Below are 13,026 nucleotides of genomic sequence, written 5' to 3' on the forward strand. Positions count from 1 at the left end.
GACGGCGCCGCAGAAGGACCACGGCATCGCGGCCCGCGGCGGTCACCGCACTTCGGCGCGACCAGCGGAGCGCCTAGCCCCGGCTCCTGCCGAAGTACCGCGCCCGCGCCCGGTCGAGCAGAATGGCGATGCCGAGCACCGCTCCCTGCACCACCTGCTGATCGTACGGACTGACCTTCAGCGCGAGCAGACCATTGGTGATGAACTCCAGAAGGATCGCACCGGCCGCGATGCCGGCGATGCGGCCCTCGCCGCCGGAGAGCGACATCCCGCCGACCACCGCGGCGGCGATCGCGGTCAGTTCCCAGCCCGCGCCGACCGAGGGGTCGGCCACGTTCATACGGCCGATCACCATGATGCCGACCACACCGGCCAGCGCGGCGCTGGCGACGTAGGTGGAGGTGATCCGGCGGGCGGTCGGGATCCCGGCGAGCCGGGCGGCTTCCTTGTTGCCGCCGACGGCGTAGATCTGCCGGCCCACGTAGGTGCGCTCCAGCACGAACCAGGCGATGGCGGCCGCGCCGACGAAGAACAGTGCGGGGACCGGCACTTGACCGATGTAGTACTGGCTCAGGTTGCTGAACATGGGGTCGAGGTTGTTGATGGGCGAGCCGCTGGTGATCGCGAGCGCCGTGCCCTGCGCGACGGTGTAGGTGACCAGGGTGATCACGAAGGGCGGCACGTTCAGGCGGGTGACCATGATGCCGTGCCAGAGGCCGACCCCGGCGCAGATGACCAGCGTGAGCAGGATCGCGAGGGGCGCGGGCAGGCCCTCGTTGACGTTCATCCAGCCGGCCAGGATGCCCGCCAGGCCGGCCAGCGCGCCCACCGAGAGGTCGATGCCACCGGTCAGGATGACCAGCGACTCGCCGATCGCCAGGATGCCGACCTGTGACAGGTCGCGGCCCATCACCTGGAGGTTGCCCACCGCGGTGTACGTCTCCGCGTTGGCGGCGATCCCGGCGAACACCAGCACGCAGGCGATGATGACGCCGGCCTCCGGCGAGGCGGCGAGCTTACGGGCGAGGCTCGACACGGCCGGACGGGAACGCGGCGCGACCTCGTCGGGGGCGAGCGTGCTCTGCGCGCTCATGCTGTGGCTCCGTTCGTCAGTTGTTCCTGGTCGGGCTCGGTCTGTTCGGGCCCCGCCCGGTCGAGGGGGGAGGTGCCTGCCGCAGCCGTCATGATCCGTTCCTTCGTGGCGTCCGCCCGGTCGATGACCGTGGCGACCCGCCCGTGGTTCATCACCGCGATGCGGTGACAGATCCACAGCAGTTCCTCCAGCTCGGAGGAGGCGACCACCACCGCCATGCCCTGGTCCGCCGCGCGGTCGATCAGCTTGTAGATCTCCGCCTTGGCGCCGACGTCGACGCCACGGGTCGGCTCGTCGAGCAGCAGCAGACGCGGCTCGGCGGCGAACGCCCGGCCGAAGATGGCGCGTTGCTGGTTGCCGCCGGACAGCGAGCCGATCGGCTGCTCCACCGACTGCATCCGCACGTTGACGTTCTCGGTGATCTTCCGCGCCTCGGCGCGCTCCCGGCCCGGCCCGAGCAGGCCGCGGGTGCTGATCCGCTTGAGCACCGAGACGACGACGTTGGACCGGATCGACGCGAAAAGGACCAGTGACTGTTCTTTACGGTCCTCGGGGATCAGCGCGATCCCGGCGGCCACGCCGTCGCCCGCGCCCTTGGGGTGGTATGCCTCGCCGCCCAGCCGCATCCGGCCACCCGTCGAGGGCTGCGCGCCGGCGATCGTGTGGACCAGGCGGCTGCGGCCCGAGCCCATCAGCCCTGCCACGCCCAGGATCTCGCCCTCGCGCACCTCCAGGTCGACCGGTCCGAGACCGTCCGCGGTCAGGCCCTCGACCTGCAGCAGGACCGGGCTCGTGGCCGGCGGTGCCTTCGGCTCACCCTGGGCGACCTCACCACCGACCATCTCCTGGATCAGCCGTTCCTCGGTGGCCTCGGCCGGTTCGAGGTCGGCCACCAGCCTGCCGTTGCGCAGCACCAGGACGCGGTCGCTGATGTCCCGCACCTCGTCGAGACGGTGCCCGATGAACAGCACCGTGCCGCCGCGTTCGGCCAGTTGCCGGGCCAGGCCCAGCACCATCTCGGCCTCGACCGGCCCCAGGGAGGAGGTCGGCTCGTCCAGGATCAGCAGCTTGGGCTCGCGGCCCCAGGCCTTGGCGATCTCGATCATCTGGCGGGTCGGCACCGGAAGGGTGCGTACCTCCCGGCCCACCGGGATCGTCTCCGCCGACAGGCCGATCTCCGCCAGCATCGCCTTCGCCTCGGCCCGTTGCGCGGCACCGTCCACCAGGAACCGCCGCCGGGACTGGCGCGGGCGGCGGCCCAGCAGCAGGTTCTCCGCCACCGAGAGCTGCCCGACCAGCGGGAACTCCTGGGAGACCATGGCGATGCCGAGCTGCCCGGCCGCCTCCGTGGACCCCGCGACGAGGGGCTCGCCGTCGACCAGGATCTCGCCGCCGTCCCGGTGGACCGAGCCGGCCAACGTGCCCATCAGTGTGGATTTTCCGGCACCGTTCTCGCCGACCACACCGATCACCTGCCCGGCGTACAGGTCCAGCTCCGGAAGGTCCAGGACGCGTACCGGCCCGTACGACTTGTGCACTCCCCGCAGCCGCGCGGTGACCGCGCGGTCCGGGGCGTTCTTCGTGGCCGTCATGCTCAGCCGATCCCGAGCTGCGACTCGAGGGACTGGTACGCGCTCAGGTCGGACTGGGTGACCAGGCCCACGCCGGAGCTCAGGGTCGAACCGTCCTTCTCCAGGTAGGGCTTGACGATCTCCATCGTCTTGGCCTTGCCCAGCACCTTCTCCGCGGCCAGGAGGTACGCCCCGGTGTAGCCCTGCTGGTACGGCATCTGCACGACGGTGCCGGAGATCACGCCGGACTTGATGAACTTCAGCGTCTGGGCGTCGGAGTCGTCGGAGACGATGTGCACCGAGCCCGTCTTGCCCGCCGAGGTCACCGCCTGCGCCAGCGCGGGGCCGTCGTAGGAGTAGACGCCGTACAGGCCGTTGACGTCGGGGTTGTTGGCGAGGATGGTCTCGGCGTCCGAGGTCGCGGTGCTGGCCTGGAGGTTGTCGTTGACCTTCTGGGCGACAGTGATCTTGGTGCCCTTGAGCGCGGCCTCGAAGCCCGCGATGCGCTGGGTGGCGTTCGACGCGGTGAGCGAGCCGACCAGGATGGCCACCTTGCCCTTGCCGCCCAGCACCTGCTTCATCGCGGTGCCCGCCTGGAAGCCCGCGGTGTAGTTCGGGGTGCCCAGGTACAGCGAGGCGGCGTCGGTGCCCGGCAGCGGCGAGTCGATCGCCAGGACGCCGATGCCCTTCTGGACGTCGGTGTGGATGGTGCCGGCGGCCGAGGTCGGGTCGATGGCCGAGATCGAGTACCCGGTGACGCCCTGCGAGCGCAGGGTCTCCAGCTCCGAGTTCTGCTCGGTCAACTTGCCGTTGGGCGGGGCGAAGTAGGTGCACTTGCTCTTCGCTATGCCGAGGTCGGAACAGCCCTTGAGGAAGCCGACCTGACCGGCCTTCCAGTAGTCGGCGGCCACGTTCACGACCATCGCGATGTCGACCTTGGACAGGTCCTTGCCGGCCAGATCGGCCTTCAGCGCCGCGTCGAGCTTGGCGAGGCTCGTCTGGTTGAAGGTGACCGAACCGGCCAGCGTGACCGGGGCGGCGGCCTTGCCGGCGGCCGGGCTGGAGGCGTCGGAGCCGCTGGCGTTCTTCGAGCAGCCCGCCGCGGCGAGCGAGATGAGGACCGCGGTCGCGGCGGCCACGGTGCGGGACCTTCTGGTACGGAGCATGGCTGATCAGCGCCCTTCTAGGCGTGTCGGGGTAGGGAGAGGGCCCACGGCCGGGAGCGGATGCGGGCGGAAAGCGGCTGACGGTGCGGGCTGAAAGTGGCTGACGGGTCGCGCCCCGTCCGGAGACCGGTCGAGGCATGCCGGTGGCGCCGACGGAGCGGTTGTCGCCGTGCTGATCGAGGTGCAGTCGGGCGGACGGCGATGCGTGAATGACTGACAGCGAGTCAGGAACGTGCCCAACTACACTGGTTGGTGGCCGAGTTGCAGCTGGTCCGTGGCTGACGTCGGGTGGACGTCCCGGCGTGTGATGTGATCACTGCCGGATGCGCGGGCGGTCATGCCGACCGGTAACGGCCCATTTCGGACCTCCCTTTCAGGGGCGGGCGCGGGGGCGGGTCGCCGAGGTGCGCACCACGAGCGTGGGCGGGATGACGATGTGAGGTGTCTCGTCAGCCGCCGGGAGCCCTGCCTCGGGGGCGCCGACGGTCTCGATCAGCGCGCGTACGGCACGTCGGCCGAGTTCGTCGAAATCCTGGTGGACGCTGGTCAGCGAGGGGCCGAAGTACTCGGTCTCCGGCATGTTGTCGAACCCGACGACGCTGATGTCCTCGGGCACTCTGCGCCCCGCCTGCTGGAGGGCCCGCAGCAGACCGAGGGCCATGTGGTCGTTGGCGCAGAACACCGCCGTGACCTCGGGGTCGGCGGCGATCCGTCGACCGAGTTCGTATCCGGTGCCGGCCGTCCAGTCGGCGCCGGCCAGCGGTTCGGTCACCGGAACGCCCCTCTTTTCCAGGGCGCTGCGCCATCCGGCCTCTCGCTCCTGCGCGTCGAGCCAGGAACGCGGCCCGACCAGGTGGTGCACCGTGCGATGGCCGAGGTCGAGCAGGTAGTTGGTGGCGAGCTCGGCGCCCGCTTCGTTGTCCACGGCGACCGAGGCCAGTTCGGTGTGGGTGCCACAGCCGACCGCGAGCAGGGGCACGTCCGGCGGTACGTTCGCCAGCGCGCCGACCGCGGCGGTCTGCGGCGCGATCACGACGATGCCCTCCACGCCCTGGCCCCGAAGCCGGTCGACGGCGTCCAGTACCGAACGCCGGTCGAGAGCGCCGACGGCGGCCACGGTGACGAAGTACTCGTGCTGCCTGGCCGCCTGTTCGATGCCGTAGAGCATGCAGGCCGGGCCATACAGCGTGGTGTTGAAGCTGATGACACCCAGGGTGCGGGTGCGGCGGGTCGCCAGGGTGCGGGCGGCGGCGTTGGGGCGGTAGCCGAGTTCGCGGACCGCGGCGAGCACCCTGTCCCTGGTGGCGGACCGCACGTTCGGGTGGTCATGGAGGACCCGCGAGACGGTCTGGTGCGAGACGCCCGCGAGCCGGGCCACGTCCGACATCACCGGTGCGCGTTCCGTGTCCACGATCCACCCCCTTCGTCGCTGCCATTGTTTCCGATGTTTCCGATCGGGTGCTCCTCCGAGTGAGAGTCGACCCGCTGCGGAGGAATTGTTAGCGCACACAATCCGCCGGGGTCAAGGCTTCCGAACGGCTCGTTCTCGGCGTACCGACGGAGCCACCAGAGCGCCAATGGCACGGTGACCAGCGGATTCGACCTCAGAAGGAGATCCACCGGGCCAAGCACGGATGCCGAAACAGACGGAGTTCACACCTACTGTTTCCACTTTCTTGACTGCTCAACAGAGTTGACCTGCTGTTCATCCCGGCGTAAAAAGACGGAGTCGCGAGACCGGGCGATCACCCCCACCGCCCCAGAACGCCACGTGCGCAACGCCCCGATGGAGACCACCCCTCTCACCTGCGGAATCACGCCCGGCGACACGGCTCGATCAGAGCAGCAAGCGCTCCGCCCATCTCGCCTCCCCTCTCCATCCCCAGACAGTTCGGATGAGCGGTGGCATCCGACAGCCTCGATTGTTAGCGCCCACAATTCCCTGCGCACGTGACGCCGGGCCGGCGAAGAACGCAAGACGGAAGAGGTTCACAGTGATAGTCAGACACCTGGCAGGTCTCCGCCTGAGGGTGGTGGGTGCGGTTCTCGCACTCGTCGCCGGCATTCTGGCCGCGACCATCGGCACCGCGGGCACGGCCCAGGCCGCCTCGTCCCTCCCGTGTGACGTCTACGCCGCCGCGGGCACGCCCTGTGTCGCCGCGCACAGCACCACGCGGGCGCTGCTCGCCTCGTACAGCGGAGCGCTCTACCAGGTCAAGCGCCTCTCCGACAACGCCACGACGAACATCGGGACGCTCAGCGCCGGCGGCTACGCCAACGCCGCGGCCCAGGACTCCTTCTGCTCCGGCACCGAGTGCGTCATCACCGAGATCTTCGACCAGAGCGGCAAGGGCAACCACCTCACCGTCGAGGGTCCGGGCGGCAACGGCGGGCAGGACGTCGGTGCCATCGCCAACGCCCTGCCCGTGACGGCCGGCGGCCACAAGGTCTACGGCGTCTCCGTCCAGGCGGGCGTCGGCTACCGCGACAACAGCACCAACGGCGTCGCCACCGGCAGCCAGCCGGAGGGCACCTACATGGTCACCAGCGGCCACCACGTCGACGGCAACTGCTGCTTCGACTACGGCAACGCCGAGACCAACAGCAAGGACACCGGCAACGGCCACATGGACGCCGTCAACTTCGGCACCGAGTGCTGGTTCTCGCCCTGCTCCGGCTCCGGCCCCTGGGTCATGGGCGACCTGGAGAACGGCCTGTTCGCCGGCGGCAACGGCACCAACAGCAACAACACGGGCAACTCCAGCGCGTTCGTCACGGCGCTGCTGAAGAACAACGGCACCAGCACCTACGCCATCAAGGACGGCAACGCCCAGTCGGGCTCCCTCAAGACCGACTACAACGGCAGCCTGCCGACCACCGGCGGCTACATCCCGATGTCCAAGGAGGGCGCCATCGTCCTGGGCACCGGTGGTGACGACAGCAACTGGTCCGACGGCTCGTTCTTCGAGGGCGTCATGACCGCGGGCTACCCGACCGACGCGGCGGACAACGCCGTGCAGTCCAACATCGTCTCGGTCGGCTACACCCAGGCCGCCCAGACCTTCCCGGTCACCGGCACCGCCTACCGGCTGACCAACACCAACAGCGGCAAGGTGCTGGACGCCCAGAACTGCGGGACGGCGAACGGCACAGCGGTGCAGCTGTGGGCCTCCCTGGGCAACACCTGCCAGCAGTGGAAGTTCGCCGGCGCGGGCAACGGCCACTACACCATCACCAACGTCAACAGCGGCACCGTCCTGGACGACAAGAACTGCGGCATCGGCAACGGCACCGCGACACAGCTCTGGGCGTCCCTGGGCAACACCTGCCAGCAGTGGGACGTCACCCCGGCCGGCGGCCACTACACGATCAGCAATGTCAACAGCGGAATGACGCTCGACGTGACCAACTGCGGCACCGCGAACGGCACGCTCGTCCGCCAGTGGGCCCAGCTGGACAACGCCTGCCAGCAGTGGGACATCGCCCCCTGACCCGACGACCCGCTCGCCGATGGTCCGCCGGCCTCTCCGACGGCGGACCATCGGCCCGTACCGGAGAGCGGTCGACGGACGGGCCTCCCGACTGCCCGCCCGGCTCCCTCCACAGCGGGCTCGCAGCGCACTGGTCCGCGGTCGGGCCCCTGGGCATCTGGCTGCCCGCACTGCCCGCGCACACACGGCTGCCGCCGGACGCGGTCGCCACGTGCCATGCGCAACGCGCAACGCGCCACGCGCCACGCGCCACGGCAGGGGCTCACCTCCCCTTTCCCCCCGGCTCATCCTCCTCTCCCCCGGCCACGCCCCACGCAGCTGTCCCTGTCCCGATGCATCCGCAGCAGTTGCCCGCCCCGATGCCATCCGCAGCAGTCGTCCCCGCCCCAATGAATCCGCAGCAGTCGTCCCCGCCCCGATGAACCGCAGCAGTTGCCCCTGTCCCGATGAATCCGTCTCGCAAAGGAACCCCCGCATGCCTTCACAAGCCGGACTCCCCCGCAGAACCGTCCTGACAGCCCTCGGCGCCGCCTCCCTGGCCGGGACGTTCGCCGCCGCCGCTCCGGCCCGGGCCGCCGAGCGCTCCGGTGTGGCCACGGACGCCACCGCCGCGGACCTCCCCGCCGCGGCCGCCCACTGGACCTTCGACGAGGGCTCCGGTACCGCCGCCGCCGACGCCTCCGGCAACGGTCACGCGGCGGCCCTCCAGGGCGCGGCCGGCTGGGACACCGGCAAGGTCGGCGCCCACAGCCTGAACCTCACGGCGGGCGGCGACGCCGCTGCCTCCGGGCCCGCGCTCGACACCTCCAAGGCGTTCTCGGTGGCCGCCTGGGTCAACCTCAGTCAGCTGGGCGGCTACCAGACCGCCGTCAGCATCGACGGCAAGGTGGTCAGCGCCTTCTACCTGGGGCTGCGGGACGACACCGGCACCTTCGCCTTCGCCCGGCTCGACTCGGACGCCACCCAGGGTGCCGCGGTGGCGGCCGCCGCCTCGGCCCCCACCACCGGCACCTGGACCCATCTGGTCGGCGTCAGCGACCCCTCGGCCGGCGTCACCCGCCTCTACGTCAACGGTGTACTGGAAGGCCAGGCCGACTACACCGCGGGCTGGGCCGGCACCGGCGACACCGCGATCGGCCGGGCGCTCTACGGCGGCGGACACGTCGACCAGTGGCACGGCCTGATCGACGACGTGTGGATGTTCCCGACCGCCCTCACCTCCGACCAGGTCGCCACGCTGGCAGGGGTGCCGGTGGAGTCCACGACACCCCTGCTGAGCGTGGACGTGGCCCACCCCGCGCACGCCGTGTCCCCCATCCTTCCCGGCCTGATGTTCGAGGACATCAACCACTCCGGCGAGGGCGGCATCTACGCCGAACTGGTGCAGAACCGCTCGATGATGGCCAGCGACACCTCACCTGTGCACTGGTCCGCGGTCGGCGGTACAACCCTCGCGCTCGACACCACCACGCCCCTCAACGACGTCCTCACCCGTTCCCTCAAGGTCGTACTGCCGACCGGTACCGGACCGGGCAACCGGGCCGGGGTGGCCAACGACGGATTCTGGGGCATTCCCGTGCGCCCCCGAACCACCTACACCGCCCGCCTCTTCGCCAAAGCGTCGCGTCGGATCGGCCCCCTCACGGTGGCCATCGAGTCGGCGGACGGCGCGACGGTGTACGCGTCCGCCCATGTGCCCCACATCGGCACCGCGTTCCCCGGCCGCCCCTTCGAACTGACCCTGCGCACCGGTTCGGGCGCCCCCGTGACCGGCGACGCGAGGCTGACCGTCACCACGGCCGACCCCACCGCCTCGGGCGAGACGCTCTGGCTCCAGCACGTCTCCCTCTTCCCGCCCACCTACAACAACCGCCCCAACGGCCTGCGCATCGACCTGATGGAGAAGCTGGTCGCCCTGAAGCCGAAGTTCCTGCGCTTCCCCGGCGGAAACTTCCTGGAGGGCAACACGATCGCGACCCGCTTCAACTGGAAGAACACCATCGGCCCCGTCTGGGAGCGCCCCGGCCACATGGACGACGCCTGGGGCTACTGGTCCACGGACGGCCTCGGACTCCTCGAATACCTGCAATGGGTCGAGGACATGCACGCCCAGCCGGTCCTCGCCGTGTTCGCCGGCTACACGCTGAAGGGCGAACACGTCACCGGCGACGCCCTCAAGCCGTACATCCAGGACGCCCTCGACGAGATCGAGTACGTCACCGGTCCCGTGACCAGCACCTGGGGCGCGAAGCGCGCGGCCGACGGCCACCCGAAGCCGTTCCCGCTGGAGTTCGTGGAGATCGGCAACGAGGACTGGTTCGACTCCTCGGGCTCCTACGACGCCCGGTTCACGGCCTTCCACGACGCCATCAAGGCGAAGTACCCGCACCTGAAGCTGATCGCCACGACGACGGTGACGAGCCGCACGCCGGACCTGATCGACGAGCACTACTACCTCGCACCGTCCGCTGCCCAGGCCGCCACCCACAAGTACGACAACCGGGACCGCGCTTCGACCAAGGTCTTCGTCGGGGAATGGGCCGCGCAGGAGGGCCGCCCCACACCCGACCTCAACGCCGCACTCGGCGACGCCGCCTGGCTTGCCGGCCTGATCCGCAACTCGGACCAGGTCCTGATGGAGTGCTACGCCCCGCTCTTCTCCCACGTCAAGAACAACGTGTGGGCCACCAACCTGATCGCCTACGACAACGTCACCAGCTACGTCTCGCCCAGCTACTGGGCGCAGCACATGCTGACGAGCAAGCTGGGCAACACGGTGCTGCCGGCCACCGCACGCGCGCTGCCCGCCGTGGCCACGGTCGCCACCCGGGCCGGAAACCGTCTCTACCTCGCGGTGGTCAACTCCGGGACGGAGAAGGCGACCGTGCCGATCGAGCTGAAGGGCCTGCCGAAGGGCGTCAGGAAGAACGCCACGGCCACCGTCCTGACGGGCCCTTCACGCACCACCACCAACACCCTCGCCTCCCCCGACACCCTCGCACCCAGGACCAGCACGGTCACGGGCGCGGCGGCGAGATTCACCAGCACTGTGCCGGCGCTCTCCGTCACGGTCCTGGAACTGACCCTGGCCTGACACCGCGCGGGCGTCCGCGTCCCCTGTGGGACGCGGACGCCCTACGAGCACACCCGGTCAGCGCCCCGGCCGTCCCTCCAGCACACGGGTGCCTGGCGCGCAGCTCTCGCTGAGTTCGTCGAGTTCGGCCGCGGGCAGCCGCCGGGCGGAACCGCGGCGACTGTGGTCGAGCAGTTCACATGCAGCGAGCAGCCACTCGGGCCGGGGCGCGACGCCGATGAAGTCGGCCAGGCGGGTCAACTCCTCGTCCGTACGGTCCAGGAGGTTCTCGTACGAGAGCGTGCTGCGCTGGTCGGAGGGCAACTCACCGAGGAACCGCGTGCCCTCGGTGACGAGCTCCGACCACAGCGAGCCGAACGTCCGCAGAGGGATGTCCCGATCGCGCACGAGGGCAGGATCGAAGCGCTCGTCGAGCAGCGGGGCCAGGTCCGCGGGCAGCGCACGCACACGCTCGGGCGTAAGGTCACCCAAACTGTCGACGCGGGCTTGTGCCTTGATCTCGCGCAGCAGTGAGATGGTGCGGTACCCGGGATGGCGGCTCATGGACAGGGCACAGTCCGGCCCGTCCCTGAACATGTGCACGAACCTCGCGTGCGGGAACGCAGTCCGAAGTCCTGGCGCCCAGCCGGTCGAGTACCCGGACCGCTCCACGACGGCGGTCCGCCCGAACCGCGCGCACAGCAGGCCGAACAGTGCCCGGTGGTGCTCGGCAGCGACCCGTTCGGGCCACCGGACCACCGCCGCACCGAGTTCGTCGAGAAGCCCGTCCGGGTCGTCCGTGAGGTGGGGTAGCACCATGAGGGAGAGCGCGGGGATGCCCGTTGGCTCCGCGGTGTATCTCCCGGGCCGACGCGTGTAGAGGAACTCCGGCAACGGCAGCCCACTACGGATCATCCGCTCGAAGTGCGGGGCGGGCCTGAAGAGCGTCTGCCAGAACTCCTCACCGGTCAACTCCCCTTTCGGGAAGGCCGCGTCGCCCACCGAGGCCATGAACTCGTTGAGACTCAGTACGTCCGGGTGGGCGTTGAGGATGCGTGACAGCGCGGTCGAGCCGCTGCGGCCGGTGCCGATGACGAAGGTCAAGGAACGCATGGTCACCTTCCGGGTGGTCCGCCGATCCTCGGGGGCCGTTCACGTATGTGCGTGCCGTCCAACTCGGTAACGACGCCACTTTACGGTGCAACGGGGTGCCTGCCTGCTGGGGCTCCCACGGCCGACTGCAGGCCGCAAGGCCTACACCGGTCTCGCCCCCCTGGTCCGGCCAAGTCGTAAGACGGACTCGACGGCCTGCGTGACACTGTGAGACAGGCGCTCTCGATCGTGCGGCAGACCCACATGACATGTCTTCGACCGCTCGGCGACCGTGTGGTCACGGGTGGGCACGAGGGTACCGTCCACGATCAGCACGGTGCCCTTGGAAAACCGGCGCCGCGGCTGCAGGGACATGAGCGGGCCGAGGTGATCGATGATCCGGCCTGCCGCAGACTTCGAAATACCGAACAGCAGGGCCAGCTGGCACATTGTCAGGTTCGTGCGCCAGTAGCACACCACCTGTTCCAGTCCACCCCCTTTGGAGCCGGAGATGTCCTCGAGTACGAAAGGCGACAACAGCAGCGCAGCCGCCGCAGCGGCGACCAGCCCAAGAGCTCTGCCCACCCGGCGAGCCACTGATACCGCAGCCACAGACCGATGACGAGCGATCAGATAAATCACCCCAGGCGAGCCTGCCCCAGTGACTAGGCCGAGCCAGGAGGAAGCCTACGTGCAGCCGTCATGCTCGGTATCGTCCGCCTGCACAAGATCACCGTCGCGCCGGAGGACCGCCGCCACACCGACCGAAGATCGTTTACGGGCAACCCTAAGCCACGACAAGATCATCTCCGAAGGGGCCGGGCGCACTGCGCCGCTCCACGGCGCATGATGTACCAACCGTGGCTGTCGGCGGACCACTTCAGACCCAGACGTTCAACTTACAGAACCCCCGATGCGCCTCGTGGCCGGCCAGGCGGCCTGATCTACTGGTTGCAGCCGATCCCGCAGGGCCCCGTTGCATCACGGATGTGTGTGAGCCCTTGGCGCGGCATCGGCCCCGCAGGAGGAACCCATGTCCACACCACAGGATCAGGATGGGGTGGCTTCGTCCGGGCGGCGCGCACAGCGGACGCGCCGAAGAACGGACGACGGGATCTGGATGCCGATCACCGTCCCAGCGCCACCCCGACGCGGCCGCAGCCCTGGAACGCCACATCACATGGATGCGCCGGACCGGACTCCTGGCCGGCGAAACGACCGTCGAGCACTACCGCAGCTGGCACCCCGAAGACGTCGCCGCCCGCTGGTTTCACGCCTGCGGCAGCCCGGACCTGGACCTGGGATGCAGCTTCGTGGGCTGGTTCTGCACCTTCGACGACCAATTCGACAGCACGCTGGGCCACGACCCGCAAGCAGTCGAGGCCCACATCGCCACCCTGCACGAACTGCTGTACTCGCCCCCGTTATGTTTTCTGCGGTCCTGCAATGGGACCGCTGGCCTCCGGGCCCGGCATGGCTGTTCCCCCCTGTCGAAGGGATGACCTGGGGGGTGGTGCCACCGGGCCCGAGAGGCGCCGTT

At 69.6% G+C, this 13,026-nt stretch carries 8 protein-coding genes and 1 pseudogene; 3 read left to right on the top strand and 6 right to left on the bottom strand.

Annotation, left to right across the window (positions count from 1 at the left end; translation table 11 throughout):
- Nucleotides 1-73: 73 nt before the first annotated feature.
- From LJ657_RS11835 to LJ657_RS11850, 4 genes are all read right to left on the bottom strand, one after another.
- Complete coding sequence (locus LJ657_RS11835) at nucleotides 74-1,093, bottom strand: ABC transporter permease (protein ID WP_232648403.1); 1,020 nt, start codon at nucleotides 1,091-1,093, stop codon at nucleotides 74-76.
- A complete protein-coding gene (locus LJ657_RS11840; RefSeq protein ID WP_232648404.1) occupies nucleotides 1,090-2,685 on the bottom strand; it encodes a sugar ABC transporter ATP-binding protein in 1,596 nt (531 codons plus the stop codon). Before LJ657_RS11840 ends, LJ657_RS11835 begins: the two co-directional genes overlap by 4 nt.
- A gap of 2 nt (nucleotides 2,686-2,687) precedes the next feature.
- On the bottom strand, nucleotides 2,688-3,803 hold the full coding sequence (locus LJ657_RS11845; protein ID WP_232648405.1) for a substrate-binding domain-containing protein: 1,116 nt from the start codon (nucleotides 3,801-3,803) through the stop codon (nucleotides 2,688-2,690).
- A 400-nt stretch (nucleotides 3,804-4,203) separates the two neighbouring features.
- Complete coding sequence (locus LJ657_RS11850) at nucleotides 4,204-5,217, bottom strand: LacI family DNA-binding transcriptional regulator (RefSeq protein WP_232648432.1); 1,014 nt, start codon at nucleotides 5,215-5,217, stop codon at nucleotides 4,204-4,206.
- 646 nt (nucleotides 5,218-5,863) lie between these two features.
- Between LJ657_RS11850 and LJ657_RS11855 the strand changes: the two genes are divergently transcribed.
- Together LJ657_RS11855 and LJ657_RS11860 are read left to right on the top strand one after the other, a co-directional pair.
- The gene (locus LJ657_RS11855) at nucleotides 5,864-7,321 is read left to right on the top strand and encodes an arabinofuranosidase catalytic domain-containing protein (protein ID WP_232648406.1); all 1,458 of its coding nucleotides are present in this window, start codon (nucleotides 5,864-5,866) and stop codon (nucleotides 7,319-7,321) included.
- Nucleotides 7,322-7,796: 475 nt separating this feature from the next.
- The gene (locus LJ657_RS11860) at nucleotides 7,797-10,415 is read left to right on the top strand and encodes an alpha-L-arabinofuranosidase family protein (protein ID WP_232648407.1); all 2,619 of its coding nucleotides are present in this window, start codon (nucleotides 7,797-7,799) and stop codon (nucleotides 10,413-10,415) included.
- A gap of 57 nt (nucleotides 10,416-10,472) precedes the next feature.
- Here LJ657_RS11860 and LJ657_RS11865 read toward each other — a convergent pair whose 3' ends face one another.
- Both LJ657_RS11865 and LJ657_RS11870 read right to left on the bottom strand, forming a co-directional pair.
- Nucleotides 10,473-11,507: a sulfotransferase gene (locus LJ657_RS11865; protein WP_232648408.1), complete on the bottom strand. Its 1,035-nt coding sequence runs from the start codon at nucleotides 11,505-11,507 to the stop codon at nucleotides 10,473-10,475.
- Nucleotides 11,508-11,735: 228 nt separating this feature from the next.
- Nucleotides 11,736-11,966 (bottom strand): annotated as a pseudogene (locus LJ657_RS11870) (helix-turn-helix domain-containing protein); the annotation flags it as partial.
- A gap of 704 nt (nucleotides 11,967-12,670) precedes the next feature.
- On the opposite strand from LJ657_RS11870, the gene LJ657_RS11875 reads away from it, so the two are divergent.
- Nucleotides 12,671-12,988 carry a hypothetical protein gene (locus tag LJ657_RS11875; protein WP_232648409.1) on the top strand — a complete coding sequence of 106 codons (318 nt, stop codon included), beginning with the start codon at nucleotides 12,671-12,673 and terminating at the stop codon, nucleotides 12,986-12,988.
- The last annotated feature ends 38 nt before the right edge of the window (nucleotides 12,989-13,026 follow it).

This window comes from Streptomyces guryensis, assembly GCF_021261325.1.
Classification (GTDB): Bacteria; Actinomycetota; Actinomycetes; order Streptomycetales; family Streptomycetaceae; genus Streptomyces; species Streptomyces guryensis.